Here is a 21,078-nt window from a genome sequence, read left to right on the forward strand (position 1 = left end):
GCTTAGCCGATATATCGGCGGTAAAAGCTGCACCGGGACCGTTAGGTTTAAAAGCCTAAATGGCTTTTATGGGGAAATTTGACCACAAGAGGAATACCTCGCAGGCTAAATTTCCCCGGGGAAGTAACTTTAATAGTTAACTTTTCTGTAAGAGCATTTGAGGCTTTATAGCGTATCGCTAATCCACTGTTTGATTTTGAAGATTCAAATATCGAAATGATATTTGTCTTCAGATAGTTCTTTGAAAACTGCACAGCAAAAACAATCGCGAGAAAAATAAAGGTCAAGCTAATAAGGGCGCACGGTGGATGCCCTGGCATTAGGAGCTGAAGAAGGACGTGATAAGCTGCGATAAGCTGCGGGTAGCCGCAAATAGGCTGTGATCCGCAGATTTCCGAATGGGGGAACCCACATAGCTAACGCTATGTATCATATACTGAATCAATAGGTATATGAAGGCACACCTGGGGAACTGAAACATCTAAGTACCCAGAGGAAAAGAAAGAATAATCGATTTCCTAAGTAGCGGCGAGCGAAAGGGAAGGAGCCCAAACCAATTCCTTCGGGGATTGGGGTTGAGGAGGCAGCATAAAGGGAGCAGAGGTTTAATCGAAGAGGTCTGGAAAGGCCCGCCACAGAAGGTAACAGCCCTGTAGGTGAAAAGCTAAAGCTTTCGCTGTCATCCAGAGTACCACGGGACACGTGAAACCCTGTGGGAAGCAGGGAGGACCACCTCCCAAGGCTAAATACTACCTAATGACCGATAGCGCATAGTACCGTGAGGGAAAGGTGAAAAGAACCCCGGGAGGGGAGTGAAATAGAACCTGAAACCGTGTGCCTACAAGCAGTCGGAGCACGTTAAAGTGTGACGGCGTGCTTTTTGTAGAACGAGCCAGCGAGTTACGGTATGCAGCGAGGTTAAGGACTTAAGGTCCGGAGCCGTAGGGAAACCGAGTCTGAATAGGGCGTAAAGTTGTATGCTGTAGACCCGAAACCGGGTGACCTATCCATGGACAGGGTGAAGGTGAGGTAAAACTTACTGGAGGCCCGAACCACGTTGGTGTTGAAAAACCATGGGATGAGCTGTGGATAGCGGAGAAATTCCAATCGAACTCGGAGATAGCTGGTTCTCCCCGAAATAGCTTTAGGGCTAGCCTTAAGGTAAGATATACGGAGGTAGAGCACTGAATGGGCTAGGGGCCATCAAGGTTACCGAACCCTATCAAACTCCGAATGCCGTAATATTATCCTTAGGAGTCAGACTACGAGTGATAAGATCCGTAGTCAAGAGGGAAACAGCCCAGACCATCAGCTAAGGTCCCAAAGTGCATGTTAAGTGGAAAAGGATGTGGGATCTCTAAGACAACCAGGATGTTGGCTTAGAAGCAGCCATTCATTCAAAGAGTGCGTAATAGCTCACTGGTCGAGAGGTTCTGCGCCGAAGATGTCCGGGGCTCAAACATGCCACCGAAGCTATGGATCCGCAAGGATGGTAGGGGAGCGTTGTATGCGGAGCGAAGCATAACCGAAAGGATATGTGGACTGCATACAAGTGAGAATGCTGGCATAAGTAGCGAGAAATAGGTGAGAATCCTATTCGTCGAAAGCCTAAGGTTTCCTCAGGAAGGTTCGTCCGCTGAGGGTTAGTCGGGACCTAAGCCGAGGCCGAAAGGCGTAGGTGATGGACAATCGGTTGATATTCCGATACCACCATAGACCGTTATTAGAGATGGGGTGACGCAGGAGGATAGGCTGAGCGCATTTTTGGCTAAGTGCGTCCAAGGGCTGAGTCAGACTTTCAAGGCAAATCCGGGAAGTTAATGACAGGGCTTGATGGGGAGCCCGTAAGGGTGAAGCAGCTGATTTCACACTGCCAAGAAAAGCCTCTATCGAGGGATGTGGTGCCCGTACCGCAAACCGACACAGGTAGGTGAGGAGAGAATCCTAAGACGAGCGAGAGAACCCTTGTTAAGGAACTCGGCAAATTGACCCCGTAACTTCGGGAGAAGGGGTGCTCTAGAGATAGAGCCGCAGAGAATAGGCCCAGGCAACTGTTTAGCAAAAACACAGGTCTCTGCTAAATCGCAAGATGATGTATAGGGGCTGACGCCTGCCCGGTGCTGGAAGGTTAAGGGGAAAGGTTAGGACCCACCCACAAAAACTTTGTTTTTGTGGGGACCCGGGTGCGAAGCTTTGAACCGAAGCCCCAGTAAACGGCGGCCGTAACTATAACGGTCCTAAGGTAGCGAAATTCCTTGTCGGGTAAGTTCCGACCCGCACGAATGGCGTAATGACCTGGGCACTGTCTCAACAAGGGACTCGGCGAAATTGTAGTACCGGTGAAGATGCCGGTTACCCGCGATTGGACGGAAAGACCCCGTAGAGCTTTACTGTAGCTTAGCATTGAGTTTCGGTATTGTCTGTACAGGATAGGTGGGAGACAGAGAAGGCAGGGCGTCAGCTTTGCTGGAGTCGACCTTGGGATACCACCCTGATGATACTGAAGCTCTAACCGGAGGCTTTGAATCAAGTCACGGGACATTGTTAGGTGGGCAGTTTGACTGGGGCGGTCGCCTCCTAAAGAGTAACGGAGGTGCCCAAAGGTTCCCTCAGTGCGGTTGGAAATCGCGCGGAGAGTGCAAAGGCAGAAGGGAGCTTCACTGTGAGAGAGACATCTCGAGCAGGGACGAAAGTCGGGCTTAGTGATCCGGTGGTACCGAGTGGAAGGGCCATCGCTCAACGGATAAAAGCTACCTCGGGGATAACAGGCTGATCTCCCCCAAGAGTCCACATCGACGGGGAGGTTTGGCACCTCGATGTCGGCTCGTCGCATCCTGGGGCTGAAGTAGGTCCCAAGGGTTGGGCTGTTCGCCCATTAAAGCGGCACGCGAGCTGGGTTCAGAACGTCGTGAGACAGTTCGGTCCCTATCCGTCGCGGGCGTAGGAAATTTGAGAGGAGCTGTCCTTAGTACGAGAGGACCGGGATGGACGAACCTCTGGTGCACCAGTTGTTCCACCAGGAGCACAGCTGGGTAGCCATGTTCGGAAGGGATAAGCGCTGAAGGCATCTAAGCGCGAAGCCCACCTCAAGATGAGATTTCCCACCGTAAGGGTAAGACCCCTTGAAGAACACAAGGTTGATAGGCCAAAGGTGTAAGCGCCGTGAGGCGTTCAGCTGATTGGTACTAATAGGTCGAGGGCTTGATCAATAATTTGCTGTGCAGTTTTGAAAAAACTACATTAAGTAGTTGAGATTTTTAATATTTTACGACGAAGCATTATGATTTATTCGTATTAGTTCTTGCCGAGTCTGACGCAGAAAATTTTAGAACTTTTGCTTGTTTGAGAGAAGCGAGTTTGCAAAAGTTCTTAATTTTCAAGGAAGCGAGGCTTAGAACTAAAGAAGAAATCATATAGCAAGGAGAAAAATATTAAAAATAATATCTGGTGGTTAGGCATCTGGGGTAACACCCGTTCCCATTCCGAACACGAAGGTTAAGCCCGGGTGCGCCGATGATACTAAGCTGGAGACGGCTTGGAAAAGTAGGTGTCTGCCAGATTGTTTATACATGGCCCCTTGGTCAAGTGGTTAAGACATCGCCCTTTCACGGCGGTAACAGGGGTTCGAATCCCCTAGGGGTCACCAGAAAATCTGTTACTATATAGTAGCAGATTTTTTTTGTATTTTTGCAAATTATCTAATTTGCAGGTGCTTCTATAAAAGTTTTTAGGCATGAAAAGGTGCAGTTGAAGAAATGCTCTCTATATGCAGCTATGCTGAATATAAAGGAGAGGTTGTAGAACTAACAGATAAAATTAAGAAAAAAGTTATAGAAATGGTAAAAAAATTAAACAGCGAAGGTATGAGGGTTATTGCTGTGGCACAGAAAAACGATATACCCGATGAAAATATTTTCAGTGTTGCAGATGAAAGCAATATGGTTCTTATGGGTTATATAGGATTTTTAGATCCTGCAAAACCATCCGCCGCAAGTGCAATAAAAGCTTTATTTGATAATGGTGTTGATGTAAAAATTTTAACAGGAGATAATGATGCTGTAACTTTAAAGATATGTGAGGATGTGGGACTTAAGGTTAAAAGAGTGCTTTTAGGCAGTGACATTGATAATATGAGCGATGAACAGTTAAAGGATATTGTAGATGATACAAACGTATTTGCAAAGCTCTCTCCTATTCAAAAATCGAGAATAATTAAGGTGCTTCAAGGGAAAGGTCATACAGTTGGATTTATGGGGGATGGCATTAATGATGCAGCAGCACTTAAAACAGCTGATGTTGGAATATCTGTAGATACTGCTGTGGATATAGCAAAGGAATCAGCGGATATAATACTTCTTGAGAAAGATCTTATGGTACTTGAAGAGGGTATAATTGAAGGAAGAAAAGTATTTGGAAACATTATAAAGTATGTTAAGATGACAGCAAGTTCAAATTTTGGTAATGTATTTAGTGTATTAGCTGCCAGTGCATTTTTACCATTCCTTCCAATGCTTCCAATCCATCTTTTGATACAAAATTTATTCTATGATATATCACAGGTATCTATTCCATGGGACACTATGGATAGCGATTATTTATCAAAACCAAGGAAATGGAATGCAGATGATATTGGAAGATTTATGATTTTTATAGGACCTATAAGTTCAATATTTGATATTATAACTTATTTGGTAATGTGGTTTGTATTTAAGGCTAATAATGCAGCAGCTCAATCACTTTTCCAGTCAGGCTGGTTTGTAGAAGGCCTTTTATCACAGACACTGATTGTTCATATGATTAGAACTAAAAAGATACCTTTTATACAAAGCAGAGCAGCAGCTCCAGTGCTTTTATTAACAGGTGCTATTATGTTAGCAGGAATATGTATTCCCTTTACACCATTTGGAGCATCTGTTGGACTTTCGGCATTACCCCTTTCATATTTTCCTTATCTTATAGGTATTTTGCTTTCTTACTGCGTTTTAACTCAGTTTATAAAAACTCTTTATATTAAGAAATTTAAGAGATGGTTATAAAATAGAAAATCTTGTATTATGTATATAGCAATATGAAAAAGTTTAATATAGAATGGTATTATAATGAAAGGAGGGGTTTTATGCCTTATGCCCATGAAGTAGATTATAAGATTTATGGCGATGACATGCAGTTTGTTGAGGTAGAGCTTGATGAAGGTGAGAGCGTAGTCGCTGAAGCTGGAGCTTTTATGATGATGACAGATGGTATAAAGATGGAGACAATATTTGGGGACGGTTCTTCAAGAGATAGCAATGATAGTGGATTTATGGGAAAATTATTTAATGCAGGCAAAAGAATACTAACAGGGGAGAGCCTTTTTATGACCATGTTTACTAACGCAGGTTATGGAAAGCAGAAAGTAGCCTTTGCTGCACCTTACCCAGGAAAGATAATACCAATTGATCTTAGAGAATACAATGGAAAATTAATTTGTCAAAAGGATGCCTTTTTGTGTGCTGCAAAGGGTGTTTCAATATCAATTGAGTTTGTTAAAAGGCTTGGGGCTGGTTTCTTTGGAGGAGAAGGTTTTATAATGCAAAGGCTTGAAGGTGATGGCAAGGCATTTTTACATGCAGGAGGTACCATAATAAAAAAGGAGCTGTCTGCTGGTGAAAGGTTAAGAGTGGATACAGGGTGCCTCGTTGCTATGACAGGAAATGTTGATTATAATATAGAGTATGTTGGGAATATTAAAACGGCATTCTTTGGAGGAGAAGGACTATTTTATGCTACTTTAAGAGGTCCTGGGACAGTATGGGTACAATCACTTCCTTTTAGCAGGCTCGCTGATAGAATATATCATGCAGCACCCCATACAGGGGGAAGCCGCAAGGATGAGGGAAATGTTTTTAATATGTTTGGAGGAATAGGAAATCTATTTGACGGAGATTAATTTTTGGTTCTATGTCAATAGTTGGGGTGGGCATTTTATTCAAATGCCTGCCCTTGCTAATTTTCAAGAAGTTTTAACGAATTAAAGAAAGTGAATCAAAAATTCTCTAAAAATGGGCATAACAAAAAGACCAAACTAATGTTGGTTTTTGAAAAATAGAGTACAGTAATCAATTACTTGCAACAATGCAGAATTCTATTTCTAAACCTGTTAAAATTTCTGAACCCAAACGCATTTCTTTTAATAACTTTAATCTTGTTGTTAAAACCTTCAACACATCCATTCGTATAAGGAACATCAAAGGAATTAACTATTTCCTTAAACCACCTGCTTAAAGTTTCTGCACATGAAATATATTCTTTTATACCGCTTTTTCTTGCTATCTCAATCCATTCCTTTAGTAATATTTTTGCTTCAGAAGCAGACCTTGCATCTGAAATTTTGTAAAAGGATTCCTTAAGGTAATGGGCATGTCTTAATTCATCATTGTATAAAAGCATAATTTCAAGTTGTCTCTTAGAGTCTTCATCTAAGGAATCTTTTCTAGCAAGAATGAGTTTTCGACTTTTTTTGTAATATCGCCTTAGTTTCTTATCCATATTCTTTTGAATGCGCTTTCTAACGTTTTCTATAGCCCAGGTGTTGTAGCGCATAAAGTGGAACTTATCTATGATGATAGTTGCATTTTTAAAGTATGTTTTAGCAATGTCAGCATATTGACTCCACATATCAATAACTACATATTTTACCTTATCCCTGTTTTTAAAATTTCTAAAGTAATCCGAAAGGATATGAAATCGTCTATCTTTAATAATATCAATTACTTTATGATTAACAGGATCAACTAATATACAGTGATATTTTGAGCCACCAGAATTACCTTTAAATTCATCAATAGATATAACTTCAGGCAAAGAATACGCAGTATAACTAACAGTATCAAAAATGCGTTTTACAGTATGGGTGGAAACATTGGCTTTTAAGGAAACATGCTTCATGCTATTAACATTAGATAGTTCGTTAATTATGAAGAAAGATAAGCGGTTTGTCATTCTATGATAGCGTGGAAGAAAATCTAGCTTTTCATAAAAGCGCTTACCGCATTCTGAGCATACTAATCTCCTTTTTCTAAGAATGATAAAAGTTTTTTTAAACTGAATGGGTACATCTTTAATTCTTTGTTTTCTGTAATCATGAACTTTAGATGTAGTATAGCCACAAACTGGACAAACATGTGGTTTCTTTTTAGTTTCAACAAATATCTCAATAAAATCATCTTTATTAACAACGTTTTTTACAAAAACATCTTTTAAGTTTAGTAAATTGTTGATAAAATTATACTTAAGCACTTTATTGGATGCCTCCTTTCTAAAATTTTGTTTTGGTTAATTTTATTTTAGCAAAGTTGGCATCTGAATAAAGTGCTTTTTTCTATTTAAATAAAAATGTTGAGGTTTACCACCCCAACATTTATTATAGAACCTAATTTTTAAAGGCTGTTTAACCTATATAGGTTAGGTGGCCTTTTTATTGTGCGTGACTTGGAGACAATTTTTAGGGACAGTTCTTTTATATATTTAAGTATAGTTTTGAAGTGATTTTTCGATGTATGTTTAAAAAATAATCATGAATATTTGCTGTATAAAAATTTTATTACTAATTTCAGATTTGCCACTTGTAAATTTAATGTGGCTGGATTAAAATATATTTAGATATTTAGACAAACATCTAAATATATTGTGGAGAGGTGTTTATATGATAACAATACAAAATTTATCAAAAAGTTATGGAAAAAATAAAGTAAAAGCTCTTGATGGCATTAATCTTGAAGTTAAAAAAGGAGAGATATTTGGATTTTTAGGGCCTAACGGTGCAGGTAAAACAACAACTATAAAACTTATTACTGGTATATTAAAGATGGATGAAGGAAATATTTTTGTAAATGGAATGAGTATAAAGGATAATCCAATTGAAGTTAAAAAGCAAATAGGTTTTGTTCCTGATAATCCTGAAATTTTTAATAGGCTAACAGGAATTGAATATTTGAATTTTATTGCAGATGTTTATGAAATGGGAAAAGAGGAAAGAAAAACTAATATTTTAAAGCTTGCGAAGGAATTTGAAATAGAGGGTGTTTTAGAGGAAAGTATAGGCAGCTACTCCCATGGTATGAAACAAAAGCTTGTTTTAATAGGAGCATTGATGCATAATCCTCCCCTTTGGATTCTTGATGAACCAATGGTAGGTCTTGATCCTAAAGCAGCTTTTACACTAAAAAATATGATGAGAGAACATGCGGATAAAGGTAATACAGTTTTCTTTTCAACCCATGTCCTTGATGTTGCAGAAAAAATTTGTGATAGAATTGGCATTATAAAGGGAGGGAAAATAATTATTGTTGGTACAGTAGAAGAGCTTAAGAATAAAAAGCATGAGGAATCTCTTGAAAAATTGTTTTTGGAGTTGATAGAAAATGAGTAAAGCTTTAAGCCTTGCTAAAATATATATAAGTTCAACTTATGGAATAAAAAGATTTTTTAGAAATTTAAAATATAATAAGAAGGATGCATTAAAATCTGTAGGGTTATTTTTTCTTATATTGTTTTCACTATCAAGCTTTTTTGGAATAATGTTATATTCTTATATAAGAATGTATGATTTTTTAGAAAAAATAGACCAACAGGGATTAATAGTAACTATATCAATAATTTTTGCAAGTTTTTTCACTTTTATATTAGGCATGATAACAGTTATAACAGGATACTTTATGAATCAGGAAGGAGATATCATACTTTCTCTGCCTTTAAGAAAAAGGGATATACTGCTTGCAAAATATATAAACTCATATGTAACTGAGCTTATTGCATCTGCTGTTGTTATGGGAATAGGACTTGGAGTATATGGCGTAAAATCTAATGAAGGAATTTTATTTTACTTTACATTAGTTGTAACATCTCTTTTAGTTCCTATAATTCCTTTAGCCTTATGCTATTTTATAGTTATTCCTTTGATGAAGATAGGCAATCTAACTAAAAAGAAGGATTTACTTATGATATTGAGTGGATTGCTGGTTCTTCCCTTTGCAATAGGATACCAATATTTAATTAATAAAGTTCTTGTTAATAATAATCCACAGTATTTAATAGAATTTCTTACAAAACAAAATGGGCTTATTGATGTTTTTGGAAGAGTTTATTATCCTTCAATATTATTAAGCAAAGGAATTTTAGGATATGATACCTCTCAGGGAATATTATACATCATTGCTTTTTTCATTTTATCGTTAGCTTTAGTGTATCTACTTTTGATTTCAATGTCTAAAATATATTACAGCAGTATAATAGGGGGCAATGAAATAAATAAAAAATATAATAAACTAAATAAAAACGAAAATAATAAAATGTTTAAAAGCAGAGGCATTATAAGTACACTTCTTTTAAGAGAAATAAAGCTTATGAACAGGGAACCAATATATTTATTAAATGGGCCTCTTGTTATATTTCTACTTCCTGTAATGATGTATTTTGTATTATTTTTTAATAGAGAGAGTATGAAAGAAATAACGGTATTGCTTTCTAATAAAGATATAGTAAAACATATTGGTATATATGGCGGGATAATAATCCTGTTTTTGGGAATTTCAACCTCAATAACATCAACATGCATATCAAGGGAGGGAAAAGGTTTTTACTTTTTAAAGTCCCTTCCTATAAAAGCAGAACAGCTTATTTTAGCTAAACTTCTTCACGGGGCTATATTTGGAGGAATAGGTGGCATTATGGTATGCAGTTTAATGGCGTATTTTAAAATACCAATTATAAGCATAATTATTGCCTTTTTAATTGGTAATATTCTTCTTTTTGATTTTTATATTATTGGCATAATCATAGATTTAAAATGGCCGAAACTTAATTGGGATAGCCCTCAAAAAGCCATGAAACAGAATATAAATCCAGTTATACCTATATTGCTTTCAATGGGGGTTATGGGTGTATCTTTTGCCGTAATAAGTAAAATCAAAGTTTCCTCAAGTGTGTTAGAAATGGTTTATATGGGCATTTCAGGCATAATATTAATTGTTCTATATATCTATTTAAAAAGGAATATAAATGATATGATTGATAATATAGTATAAAAATGTATTTTATGGTATAATATTAATGTGAGTATATAAAATATGAGGAGCATGATTTATGAATAATTTAATTTGATACCTTCAAAACTAAAATTTTTTAAATTAAGACCTTGAATAAAGGTCTATTTGTTATGGCTTTGGAGGTGTCAAATTTGAATAAGAGAAACGTGTACCTGATGTATTTAATTATATTTTTACAGGGTTTTGTATTTTATGGTCCTGTTGCAGTTATTTACAGACAAAGAAGAGGGCTTGCAGTATCAAGTATTTTTATAATAGAATCTATATCTTGGATACTTATGATTATACTTGAAATTCCATGGGGATATTTTGCCGATAGATTTGGCTATAAAAAGACACTTGTTATTTCTAACATATTATTTTTTATTTCAAAGATTGTATTCTACAAAGCACATTCATTTAATATGTTCCTTTTGGAGAGGATTTTAATGGCTTTTTCACTTTCAGGGATATCAGGTTGTGATATAGCTCTTTTATACTCTTCAATAAATGAAAAGGAAAGTGAAAAGGTATTTGGCAGATATAGTGCTCTATCTAATGCAGGGCTGTTTTTAGCTTCAATCATATCATCAATTTTAGTTAAGTATTCATTAGATAGTACTGCACTTTTAACATCTGTTTTTTATGGAATTGCATCAATTCTTACTTTCTTTTTAACTGAAGTTGAGGTTAAGAATAAGAATAGGATAAATATTAAATTATGTATTGATTTTGTTAAATCAAGTAAAAATATAATATTATTAATATTTGCGGTAAGCCTTATAAATGAGGTTGTTCAGGCTGTTGCAGTATTTTTATATCAGATTAAGCTTATTAACTGTGGGTTTAATATAGTTTATTTTGGATTGCTTACAGCTTTTTTACAGCTTGTTAGGATAAGTTCTGCCAAAACACATGTTTTAAGTTCAAAATTTGGACAAAATAAAAGTCTAATGATATTTTTTATAATAATAACATTATCATGTTTGGCTTTTTTAACGCTAAAAAACATTCCTATAATTATAATTGCTCTTGCATTGATGTGCAGCAGCAGTGCGATGATATCACCAATTATTCTTGACATTGAAAATAAAAGTATATCAATACAGGATAGAGCAACTGTACTTTCAATCTATGCAATGTGTGGTGATATTTTAAGTTCAGCTGTAAATGTTGTAATTGGCAAGGTTTCAGACATATCAATAGAAGCATCTTTTACTTTTTGTATTATAATCTGCTTTTTTGCGTTAATCTTGCTATGTTTAAATTTTAAGGGACAGTTCTTTAATAAATATAGTTAGAACATAAGGGACGGTTCTTTTATTTAAAATGAGTATTTGGGGTAACTACCAACAACATAAGTGTTAACATTAAGGATGAAAACAAAATATATGGTTGGTTATCACAAATCAATTTTTAAAATATACAAATATAAATTAAATAAGTGTTTTCAGAGTAGCTCTTTTGTTTAATATATATTATGTTAGATTTAAAATATTTTCTTAGATGAAAAAAGGGACAGTTCTTTTTTATTTATAAGATAGGAATTAAATTTAAAAAAATAACAAAATAATTAAAAAGCCATAGATGTGAATTGAAGTTATTTTAGTTTTAAACTTTTTGAATTGATATTTAAGCAAATTGTTTTAAAGTTTATGCCTTGTCCAAATTTTTTATAAGTATATTGAAATGCATTTTTGATAAGAAAATAATAGATTTATGAAGCTTTTTAATTTAAAAGCAAAGCGTATTATAAATACATAAATTTTAATAATCGTTTAAAGCATAAAGCTTAACTATTTGATACATTTATCAAATCATGTATTATATTTTGATATTTTTTATTGCTTTTTATAACGTTAAATCCAAAGCTACAAAGATTGCTTGCCTGGGATATGGTGATGTTTCCTGCAAGAGCACATATTTCTTTGTAACTCATGTTGCATAATGAGCGCATAAGAAGTATAGCAACCCCTCTAAACTCCTTTGTCCCTTTTTTCCCTTTTATATGAAATATATCAGGGGTTACACTTCCACAATAATTTGCTACAAATTGAAGCACTGCTTTAGGTGAAAGGTTTCTTACAAGAATCTTTCTTTCGCTTCTATATTGAGAACCGTCGTTTTCAAATTCAACAATAGCCTTCATCTTTTTATCGTTGCACTTTTCAACGAACTTTACATAAAGTTCCCTTGCCTTTTTAATATCGCTACTGAACTGGCTTAAAACAAAATAGGTATCAAGAATACCATATATATCTTTTCTTAGCCCAAGGTATATTCCAAGGCTGCTATATGGATAGTCTTCGATATTTTCTTTGTAATTCTTTATATCGGTTGGATTTTTGTGTATATAGCCAGAGAGGGTAACGAGGTAGACATCGTTATCTACGATTATGCTTTTAAACCTGTCAGCAAAAACATGCCCTCTTCGTTCGTACTTTTTGTTGTAATACTGGGCATAGCGCTGGTTTATTCCATGCATAAACCTTGAAACATCAGCACCGTTTGCATCAATAAGAAAGTGGGCATGAGTATCCATAAGACAGTAGGCGTATACTTTAAATATGAAAATATCTTTATAGTGCCTTATAATGTCTAATAAAGTATCTTTATCTTCATTATTTTTAAAAAGAATAGTATCTCCAACGCTTCTAATCATTATGTGATATATACTATCCTTACTTTTTATTCTTGCAGTTCTGGGCATAAAAGATTACCTCCAAATATACTTTTACGTTTAGTATTTCCAAACATGGAATGTTTATGCATTGAAACAAAAAAGAAAGAAAAAAACTGTCTTATATTTATTTACATTCAATAAAAATAAAAAAGGATGCTTAAATTAATGGCATCCTTAAATATACCTAAAAAAGAACCGTCCCTAAAACCTAAACAAAAACCTACATTGATGGCATTCCTTTTATTATTCCCGGATTAATCATTCCAAAAATCATAGCTATGTGTGCTACAATAAGGAATCCTCCGACGAGCATAAAATGGATTTTTATTTTTTCTTCGAAAGACTTGCTTTTAAATATAATTCCAAGTTCTAAAAGAGCAATTGGAAGTAGGAAAAGTACACCACTTAGATAAAAACCAACTGCAACTACATCAACCCATGTATTCCATCCTCCAGTTTTTGTAAGAGGAATAACTGCATTAAACATTAGATAAATAAATATTCCTGTGAAATAGAAGCCATCAAATATTCCTACATACTTGTTTATTGTTTTTGAAATACCTTCTTTTGCCTTGCTAAATATGTTTAAAAATTCTGTTATAGTTAGTGTTTCTGCACATATAACAGGTATAGCCATAAATATTAAAAGATTCCATGGCTGATTTTCAGATAGCAAAGACATATAGTGAGTCATTTCCATATCTATTCCTCCTTAATTTCAATTTCAATGTGGATTATAAAATATTTTTATGAAGATTTTATGAAGGTATATAAACTTTTACAATTAAATGAAAAACTATGCAAATATAAATTAAAATTATATTTGTAAATTATAGAAATAGAGATGGTTCTTTTCAAAGTTAGTTGGGGAGTAATATTATGCTTAAATTTAAATTGAAATTAGATAAAAATATGTAGGTGAATTTTATTATTTCAAATTTGAGAGGATACAAGAAAAACCATGTTGCCAATTATATCATTATCATAAAATTTTTATTCTATATTTTTATTTTTAATTTTGATATTTATGGATTAATACTTGTAGTTAAAATAGCTACATTGTTATTTAAAAAACTGTTTTTCATATCCTAAATTTCTTGACTTATATTAGGTGATCTTAGATATTAGATAGTTACTTTAAAAAAGAGCCGTCCCATAAGTACCATAAGTACATACTTAAAAAGATAATAGAACTGTCCCTATTTACTATTTACCTTTAGCACTTGTACCGTTGAGAGGTGCTTATCATAAAAAATAATGAATTATAAAGAACCGTCCCTTATTATAACCTATTATCTATTACTTTGTATAGGCATATCTTAAAAAGAACCGTCCCACAAGCACCACAAGCACAAGTACCACAAGTATACAAGTATACACATAAGTATATTTTTTCTTTAAATAAATAAGTTTACTGACATAAAAATTTGGTATAATATTAATAAAAAAGATAGGAGAAGATTTAATGGAAACTATTTTAATGACTGATTCATGTTCTGATTTACCTTTTGAATATGTTGAAAAAAACGGAATAATACCAATAGGGCTTACATGCCATTTTAAGGGTAAGGATTATATCGATGATTTTGGTAAAACACTAAGCTATAAGGAATTTTATGAAGAAGTCAGAAAAGGAGAGATGCCCACAACATCTCAAGTTAATACCTACAGGTTCGAAGAAGTATTTAAAAAATTTACAGATGAAGGGAAATCCATAATATATATTGGTTTTTCTTCAGCTTTAAGCGGTACCGTTGGTAGTGCCCTATCAGCAAAAAATCATATAATGGATCAAAATAAAAATGCTGATATTACTGTTATTGACAGTAAGTGTGCTTCTTTAGGAGAAGGGCTTTTGGTTTATTATGCAAATGAGATGTTAAAGAAGGGATACAAAAAGGATGAAGTTGTAAAATGGGTTGAGGATAATAAGCTTAAAATAAATCATTATTTTACTGTTGAGGATTTAGGGCATCTAAGAAGAGGAGGAAGGGTTTCAGGCTTTGCGGCTGCTCTTGGAACTATACTTGATATTAAGCCGGTGCTCCATGTGGATAGAGAGGGAAGGCTTATTCCAATAGGAAAGGTTAAGGGAAGGAAAAAATCCCTGAAATTTTTAGCAGATAGTTTAAAGGAAAGGATAATAAACCCTAAAGATCAGGTAATTACAATAAGCCACGGTGACTGTCTTGAGGATGCTTTATATGTTAAAGAATTGATTTTAAACGATTTTGAGGTTAAAGATTTCATAATTAATAATGTTGGACCTGTTATAGGTTCCCATTCTGGCCCTGGAACTGTTGCACTGTTTTTTATGGGACACGAAAGATAAACATAAAAGGCAGGTATGTTATATATCTGCCTTAATATATTTTACTATTTTTAACACATTATTGCATATATTATCAAGGTTTTTATAAAGCGATGGGCTTAGTCTATTAGTAAAATCAATATTTTCTACCTCTATTCCTATAAAGTTACCCTTTATGTTATATATTAAAAGGTAGTGGAGTAAGCTTAAACTATGTGAAAAAAAGAAATTCTTACTTTGGTATAAGGAATCTAATGGCAATAACGTAATACTTCCTTTTTCAATATTAAAATGTGTTGAATCAAGGAGTATAATAAAATCTTCTTTATCTATAAAATCAAGGCAAAAGTCAAAGTCGGTCTCTCCAATAATAACTTCAATATTCATGTCTTTTAGCTTTTCTTTTATTTTATCGGCAACTATTAGTGCAATACCATCATCCCCCATTAGTTTATTTCCTATTGCTATTAATTTTGTGCTCATAAAATATCAATTATAAAATCAATAGGATTTTTATCTTTTACTGCTACATGGGTTGCACAGGATATACAAGGATCAAAGGAGCGAACGATTCTTCCTATTTCAACAGGAGATGATAAGTCGCTAATAAATGTTCCAATAAGAGCACTTTCAACGGGTCCTTTTGTACCATTTTCACTTCTGCTTGAAAGATTCCAAGTGGAAGGGGTTATAATATCGTACTTTTCAATTTTTTTGTCTTTTATTGAAATATAATGGGCAAGGCTCCCACGGGTTGTATCAGTAAGTCCAGCCCCGATGGCACTATCTGGTATTTCATATATATCTTGATCAGATGGCAGAATTTCTATCATATTAAGCATATTTTCAACTATATCTATAATCTTTTCAGCCTCAAGAGCTCTTGCAACAATTCTGTCCATTGTAGATACTCCTCTTTTATATATTCCTGATAGATACATTCTTGAAAGAGGTCCTGTTTCCATAGGATAGCCCTTGTATCGAGGGGCTTTAACAAAACTGTAAGCATCTTTTTTATTAAGGTTAGTGTCTGGAGGACTTTCAAAGGGAACGCTTTCACTTTGAGTTTCATACCAAGAATAAAAAACATTTTCAGTTATATTGCTCTTTTCAAAGGGATATTTCATTCCATTTATTAAAACAGAGGGTTTAACGTAGAATATGGATTTATCATCAAAGTCAAATAATCCGTAGGTTAAAAGGTTCTTGCAGCCAATACCAATGTTAAAATAATCGCTGTAATATTGAGATATTATATATACATCTTCAAGCATTTTTGTATTTACAAAGTCTTTAATTGATTTTAAAAGGGACTGTAGCTTTATAATTTTTGCAGAATCAATATTACAGGTAACTCCTCCAACAAAAATTCCGTGGTTGTGAGGAGCTTTTCCCCCAAGTACAGATATCATCTCATGGGCTGCCCTGCTAAAGGTTAAGGATTCTATATAGTTTTTATTTATCCTATAGCTTAAATTTTCAGGCAGCCTGTAGTCATTATTTGAATAACTGCTTCCTATAATATCAGGTCCTTTAACATAATCAGGGATTACAAACTGATAAAAATGTCTTATGTGGTTTTGAATGAATTCACATCCATGAATTATATTTCTTAAAAGATTACTATTTAAGTTTGGAGTAATTTTTAATGCATCTTCAAGGCAAAGTGTTGATGCCATAGAATGAGCCGTTGAGCATATCCCGCATATTCTTTCAGTAAAATATATGGCATCGAGGGGAGAACGCCCAAGAAGCATTTTCTCAAATCCCCTATATAAAACTCCGCTGCTTTTAGCATCAACTATCTCACTGTTTTCAATTTTAACTTCTATTTCAAGAAAACCGCTAATCCTTGTTATAGGATTTATATAAATTATATTACTCATAATACCCTCCTAATACCTTACAAAAGGTTCCATTCCATCAGGAAAATTCTCCTGAGTACATCCAATGCAGGGAGTATTATCACCAATAGGCCAGTTTACATACTGATTCCATTTTCTAATTGGACAGTCCGCCTTTGTAACTGGCCCCCTGCAGCCAAGCTTAAACATACATTCAGGATCCCCAAGCTTTTGTGCAAATATTCCTTTATTAAAAAATGAACGCCTTGTACAGCCATCATGTATTGTTAAAGAATAAAACATAAGAGGTCTGTTTTTTTCATCAAGAAGTGGCATTCCAAAGGATATAAGATGGGCAATTGTTCCTGTAACCCAGTCAGGATGGGCAGGACAGCCTGGTATTCTAATTACGGTTTTGTCATTAAGGTAATCAAAGGTACTAATAGATTCAGATGGATTGGGAGATGCTGAAGATATTCCTCCAAAGGATGAACAAGTTCCAACTGCTAATATATATTTAGCCTTATCAGCTGCCATTCTTACAGCCTTTGCAGTTGTAATTATCTCTCCCTTATATCTTGCAAATACACTATAAAGGCCGCCATCTTTAAGGGATATAGCGCCTTCAACAACAAGAATAAATTCCGTATTTATAGCCTTTAAAAATTCTTCAAAGGCTCTCTCACCCTGAGAAGGGGACAGACTATTATCATATTTTAAATTAACCATTTCTTTCAATAGAAAATAAAGCCCAGGATTTTCCCCGTTAAGAAGTGATATTATATTGCCTGAACATCCTGTAGCCTCAAGCCATATTAAATTTAATTTAGGAACATTGTTTTGCTTAATATAATTAATGGATTGATTTATAAGTGTCATTGCTGTTTGAGATTTAGATTCTATTATAGGACAGTTCTTAAATTTACTCACATCTTATCCTCCTAAAAATTTTTACATAATGAGGGACAGTTCTTCATAATGAGGGACAGTTCTTTATTATTCACTTTTATTTCTACTCAAATCAAACTTTTAACAGGTCATGACTAATCAATAGCCACAACTATGGAATGAAAAAGTTTTAGGTTTGTCAAAGGCAACAGCAGGGACGGTTAATTATTATATTAAATAATAGATAAAATATTTTATGCATGTACCCCTAATTTTGCAGATATTGTGTATAAAATAAGTAACCGTCCCTTGGCTTGTACTTTTTTCCTTTTTGTAAATGGACATTTTCACACTAACCGTCCCTTGGCTTGTATCCTCTCTTCTCCATCTCTGGTGCCAGGCACCAAGGATGGAGAAAACTTTTTCACACTAACGTACCTACAACTGGAAGATTTTTTAATTTAGATAAGTCTCCCTTATGGCACTTTTCAAACTGAGAAGTAAGATCAGCTCCAGCTAATGCTCCAAAGTGGGTTCCTCCTCCCCAAACTGGGGAATTACTAACATCATAAACGATTCCACCTACTGCAATATATGCAGGGTTTCCCAATGAGCCGTCATATTTTGAAAGCTCTTCAATTGTAAATTCCCTTTGTCTAATATCCCATTTTAATATATTAAGAAGATTGTCTATTTCGTAAAGTATTCTATTTTCAAGCTGCTGTCTTTTTAATGGACACTGTGTATAAAGGAGCATATTCCTTAGACTAAAAATATTTTTATAGCATTTTTCAACATTCTCTATTAAAGTTTCTTTATCCATAAAAACCTCCCAAATATTATTCCTTACATTATATGCTTTTTAAATGTTAAATATAAGAATATAGAGATAATAATAGGTCAAAATATAAAAGTATATAAAACATGCTGCAATAGTTATGAAATCTTAGATTTTATAAACATTTTATATTGCATTTTTGTAATTTGTTCCATAAGCATTTATGACAATAAATTAATTGAAATATTCAAAAATCTAATATATAATCTCATCTTTGACAGTTGCGCGAAGCAAAAAGCCTGTAGAACCATTGAATATCAAGGGCTCTCAGACTTTTATACTTTTCAAAAAAGTGAACAATGTTTTTTATTTTTTCGTGTCTTTAAAAATTTTCTTCATTTGTTTCATATTAATTATTTGATAATCCGTTCTAAAGCCAAATTTGTCATGTAAATCATCTGTAAAATCAGTCCTTGTATATATTGGAATATAGCCCTCATTCTTAATCTCATAAAAATTCATTTCTCTAAGTCCTGATATAATATCGCTACACGTATATTTTTCTGAAAGCTTTTTTTCTAATAGCCTATATATCATCAGGGAAATGAAACAAGTTGTAAAATGCGCTTTTATTCTATCATCTCTTCTTAAATATACTGGTCTTGCCTTAAACTCTGATTTCATAATACGGAAGGACTCTTCTATTTCCCAACGCCTTCTATTAATTTTTATAATTGCGGCAGCATCATCACTTATATTTGTACATACTGCGTAAAAACCATCATACATTGCCTCTTGTGCTATTAAATCAGCATTAATGCTGTATAATTCTTTTTCAGCTACTTCACCGTCAGGTGTGCAGTGAGTCTTTGAAATAAAGCGTTTGTAATCATTAGCATTACATTTCTTCAATTTTGTAGGATTGGTATCAATAACCTCTTGAGCTCTCTCTATTTGGTTACCTCTTATAGTTCTTTGATAGTTTCTATATTTCAAGGAAAATGTTACAATAAGTTTTTGTTCAAGCCCGTCTTCTTTTATCCAGCGTTCCTTATAAAAAATTTTATTAATATCTGTTTCTTCGTCAATTTCGTTTAAATTATATACTTTGTCTGAATCGCTAAGATGCCATCCTTTGGGGTCTAACGCCCATTCTTTTAAATGTGATTTTAATTTTTTAATAGATTGTGTAGTAATAAAAGCTCGATTTTGTATATTATTAAATTTTCTGTTTGCTGTAGATGCAAGCCCTGCATCTGTACAAATGATAAATTTTGAAAGCCCAAATTCGGATATAATTTTTTGCTCTAAAGGTTTTAAAGTTACTTGTTCATTAGTATTACCTTTGTTTATACAAAATGCAAGGGGGATGCCGTCTCCATCCATGAAAAGTCCCATTTGAACAATTGGATTGGGTCTATGTTCCTTCGATACTCCATACTGTTTTAATCCTTCTTCCTGTTCAATTTCAAAGAAATAGTTGGTGCAGTCATAATAGAGAACTCCTTTATTACGATTGCAAACTTTAAGACTGTTCTTGTATAATTCTGACTGAATAAAATCTGTTTCTTGTGAAATCACTTCTAAAGCTCTATAAATATGCTGAAGCTCAAAATCAGGCTGCTCAATAAATTTTTTTGATAGTTCGTATGTAGCAAGCTTAGATGATGGATAAATAATTCTTGCATAAATTAATCTTGATAGTATTGAATTTAGATTAAAATTAAATTTATGTTTATCCGAAATATTTTTACAGATATTTTGCAGCCCAAGCTCGTTATATATTTTTTGTAAAAACAAGTAACTACCATTAAAAGTATGCTGTTCGTCCTTGTTAATTTGTTTAACAGGCGAGTATTTTACTAATATTTCTCTTTTCTCTTCTTTTTCTTTTCTATTTAACTCTTCAACGTACCTCTTCCCCCATTCTATAGGGTCTTGTCCGTTTAGTTTTTTTAAAAGTTCATCATAAGTGCCAAGCTTCTCAACTACTTTTGATGTACGCTTGCCTTTTTCATAAACAGATTTAACTACATATAAGGATGCTGCATTTTTTGATTTAACAATTTGTAATCTCATTTTTTCACATCTCTTCATATATTTATATCTATATTATAACACATTGTTACACATTGTGCACTATAAAAATTTAAAATTTGACAAAAAAATAAGCCTATATCAAGGCTTTAAGGCACTTTTTTTGTCTTGCAACTGTCAAAGACCCGCGTAAAGTATTCTATTTTCAAGCTGCTGTCTTTTTAATGGACACTGTGTATAAAGGAGCATATTCCTTAGACTAAAAATATTTTTATAGCATTTTTCAACATTCTCTATTAAAGTTTCTTTATCCATAAAAACCTCCCAAATATTATTCCTTACATTATATGCTTTTTAAATGTTAAATATAAGAATATAGAGATAATAATAGGTCAAAATATAAAAGTATATAAAACATGCTGCAATAGTTATGAAATCTTAGATTTTATAAACATTTTATATTGCATTTTTGT

The 21,078-nt window shown here is 33.8% G+C and carries 14 protein-coding genes, 1 tRNA gene, 2 rRNA genes and 1 pseudogene; 9 read left to right on the top strand and 9 right to left on the bottom strand.

The window, feature by feature from the left end:
- Positions 1 to 281: 281 nt before the first annotated feature.
- From FDN13_RS10860 to FDN13_RS10880, 5 genes and pseudogenes are all read left to right on the top strand, one after another.
- Positions 282 to 3,209, top strand: a 23S ribosomal RNA gene (locus tag FDN13_RS10860).
- A gap of 234 nt (positions 3,210 to 3,443) precedes the next feature.
- Positions 3,444 to 3,560 (top strand): 5S ribosomal RNA (gene rrf / locus FDN13_RS10865).
- Between the two features lie 11 nt (positions 3,561 to 3,571).
- Positions 3,572 to 3,646: transfer RNA gene (locus tag FDN13_RS10870), tRNA-Glu, on the top strand.
- Positions 3,647 to 3,737: 91 nt separating this feature from the next.
- Positions 3,738 to 5,036, top strand: a pseudogene (mgtA, locus tag FDN13_RS10875) (magnesium-translocating P-type ATPase); the annotation flags it as partial.
- Positions 5,037 to 5,116: 80 nt separating this feature from the next.
- Positions 5,117 to 5,929 (top strand): TIGR00266 family protein, encoded by an 813-nt coding sequence (locus FDN13_RS10880; protein ID WP_138980356.1) that lies wholly within the window; start codon positions 5,117 to 5,119, stop codon positions 5,927 to 5,929.
- A gap of 173 nt (positions 5,930 to 6,102) precedes the next feature.
- Here the strand turns inward: FDN13_RS10880 and FDN13_RS10885 are convergent, their stop codons facing one another.
- Complete coding sequence (locus tag FDN13_RS10885; RefSeq protein ID WP_138979155.1) at positions 6,103 to 7,278, bottom strand: ISL3 family transposase; 1,176 nt, start codon at positions 7,276 to 7,278, stop codon at positions 6,103 to 6,105.
- 406 nt (positions 7,279 to 7,684) lie between these two features.
- On the opposite strand from FDN13_RS10885, the gene FDN13_RS10890 reads away from it, so the two are divergent.
- The 3 genes from FDN13_RS10890 to FDN13_RS10900 all read left to right on the top strand — a co-directional run bounded on the left by FDN13_RS10890 (position 7,685) and on the right by FDN13_RS10900 (position 11,365).
- On the top strand, positions 7,685 to 8,410 hold the full coding sequence (locus tag FDN13_RS10890) for an ABC transporter ATP-binding protein (RefSeq protein ID WP_138980358.1): 726 nt from the start codon (positions 7,685 to 7,687) through the stop codon (positions 8,408 to 8,410).
- Positions 8,403 to 10,064, top strand: coding sequence for a putative ABC transporter permease subunit (locus FDN13_RS10895; protein ID WP_138980360.1), 1,662 nt, complete (start codon positions 8,403 to 8,405; stop codon positions 10,062 to 10,064). Before FDN13_RS10890 ends, FDN13_RS10895 begins: the two co-directional genes overlap by 8 nt.
- A 152-nt stretch (positions 10,065 to 10,216) precedes the next feature.
- On the top strand, positions 10,217 to 11,365 hold the full coding sequence (locus FDN13_RS10900) for an MFS transporter (protein ID WP_168190145.1): 1,149 nt from the start codon (positions 10,217 to 10,219) through the stop codon (positions 11,363 to 11,365).
- 491 nt (positions 11,366 to 11,856) lie between these two features.
- On the opposite strand, the gene FDN13_RS10905 is transcribed toward FDN13_RS10900, so the two are convergent.
- On the bottom strand, positions 11,857 to 12,774 hold the full coding sequence (locus tag FDN13_RS10905; RefSeq protein ID WP_138980364.1) for a transposase: 918 nt from the start codon (positions 12,772 to 12,774) through the stop codon (positions 11,857 to 11,859).
- 193 nt (positions 12,775 to 12,967) lie between these two features.
- Positions 12,968 to 13,447, bottom strand: a complete 480-nt coding sequence (locus FDN13_RS10910; RefSeq protein ID WP_138980366.1) for a DUF6803 family protein — start codon at positions 13,445 to 13,447, stop codon at positions 12,968 to 12,970.
- A 765-nt stretch (positions 13,448 to 14,212) separates the two neighbouring features.
- Between FDN13_RS10910 and FDN13_RS10915 the strand changes: the two genes are divergently transcribed.
- On the top strand, positions 14,213 to 15,079 hold the full coding sequence (locus FDN13_RS10915; RefSeq protein WP_138980368.1) for a DegV family protein: 867 nt from the start codon (positions 14,213 to 14,215) through the stop codon (positions 15,077 to 15,079).
- Between the two features lie 18 nt (positions 15,080 to 15,097).
- Here FDN13_RS10915 and FDN13_RS10920 read toward each other — a convergent pair whose 3' ends face one another.
- From FDN13_RS10920 to FDN13_RS14255, 6 genes are all read right to left on the bottom strand, one after another.
- Positions 15,098 to 15,541 carry a hydrogenase maturation protease gene (locus FDN13_RS10920; protein WP_138980370.1) on the bottom strand — a complete coding sequence of 148 codons (444 nt, stop codon included), beginning with the start codon at positions 15,539 to 15,541 and terminating at the stop codon, positions 15,098 to 15,100.
- The gene (locus FDN13_RS10925; RefSeq protein WP_138980372.1) at positions 15,538 to 16,944 is read right to left on the bottom strand and encodes a nickel-dependent hydrogenase large subunit; all 1,407 of its coding nucleotides are present in this window, start codon (positions 16,942 to 16,944) and stop codon (positions 15,538 to 15,540) included. The genes FDN13_RS10920 and FDN13_RS10925 overlap by 4 nt, the downstream gene beginning before the upstream one ends.
- Positions 16,945 to 16,953: 9 nt before the next feature.
- Positions 16,954 to 17,832 (bottom strand): hydrogenase small subunit, encoded by an 879-nt coding sequence (locus tag FDN13_RS10930; RefSeq protein ID WP_371414821.1) that lies wholly within the window; start codon positions 17,830 to 17,832, stop codon positions 16,954 to 16,956.
- Positions 17,833 to 18,214: 382 nt separating this feature from the next.
- Positions 18,215 to 18,613: a cytochrome b5 domain-containing protein gene (locus FDN13_RS10935; protein WP_138980374.1), complete on the bottom strand. Its 399-nt coding sequence runs from the start codon at positions 18,611 to 18,613 to the stop codon at positions 18,215 to 18,217.
- A gap of 321 nt (positions 18,614 to 18,934) precedes the next feature.
- On the bottom strand, positions 18,935 to 20,647 hold the full coding sequence (locus FDN13_RS10940) for an IS1634 family transposase (RefSeq protein WP_138979184.1): 1,713 nt from the start codon (positions 20,645 to 20,647) through the stop codon (positions 18,935 to 18,937).
- Between the two features lie 135 nt (positions 20,648 to 20,782).
- Positions 20,783 to 20,920, bottom strand: a complete 138-nt coding sequence (locus FDN13_RS14255) for a hypothetical protein (protein ID WP_168190146.1) — start codon at positions 20,918 to 20,920, stop codon at positions 20,783 to 20,785.
- Between the last annotated feature and the right edge of the window lie 158 nt (positions 20,921 to 21,078).

The sequence above is a fragment of the Caloramator sp. E03 genome (assembly GCF_006016075.1).
Lineage (GTDB): Bacteria > Bacillota > Clostridia > Clostridiales > Caloramatoraceae > Caloramator_B.

Excerpts from the sequence above, each read along its gene's own strand:
- FDN13_RS10940 (WP_138979184.1), bottom strand. The coding sequence starts at position 20,647 with ATGAGATTACAAATTGTTAAATCAAAAAATGCAGCATCCTTATATGTA.
- FDN13_RS10890 (WP_138980358.1), top strand. The coding sequence starts at position 7,685 with ATGATAACAATACAAAATTTATCAAAAAGTTATGGAAAAAATAAAGTA.
- FDN13_RS10895 (WP_138980360.1), top strand. The coding sequence starts at position 8,403 with ATGAGTAAAGCTTTAAGCCTTGCTAAAATATATATAAGTTCAACTTAT.
- FDN13_RS10935 (WP_138980374.1), bottom strand. The coding sequence starts at position 18,613 with ATGGATAAAGAAACTTTAATAGAGAATGTTGAAAAATGCTATAAAAAT.
- FDN13_RS10910 (WP_138980366.1), bottom strand. The coding sequence starts at position 13,447 with ATGGAAATGACTCACTATATGTCTTTGCTATCTGAAAATCAGCCATGG.
- FDN13_RS10915 (WP_138980368.1), top strand. The coding sequence starts at position 14,213 with ATGGAAACTATTTTAATGACTGATTCATGTTCTGATTTACCTTTTGAA.
- FDN13_RS10925 (WP_138980372.1), bottom strand. The coding sequence starts at position 16,944 with ATGAGTAATATAATTTATATAAATCCTATAACAAGGATTAGCGGTTTT.
- FDN13_RS10880 (WP_138980356.1), top strand. The coding sequence starts at position 5,117 with ATGCCTTATGCCCATGAAGTAGATTATAAGATTTATGGCGATGACATG.
- FDN13_RS10920 (WP_138980370.1), bottom strand. The coding sequence starts at position 15,541 with ATGAGCACAAAATTAATAGCAATAGGAAATAAACTAATGGGGGATGAT.
- FDN13_RS14255 (WP_168190146.1), bottom strand. The coding sequence starts at position 20,920 with ATGGATAAAGAAACTTTAATAGAGAATGTTGAAAAATGCTATAAAAAT.
- FDN13_RS10905 (WP_138980364.1), bottom strand. The coding sequence starts at position 12,774 with ATGCCCAGAACTGCAAGAATAAAAAGTAAGGATAGTATATATCACATA.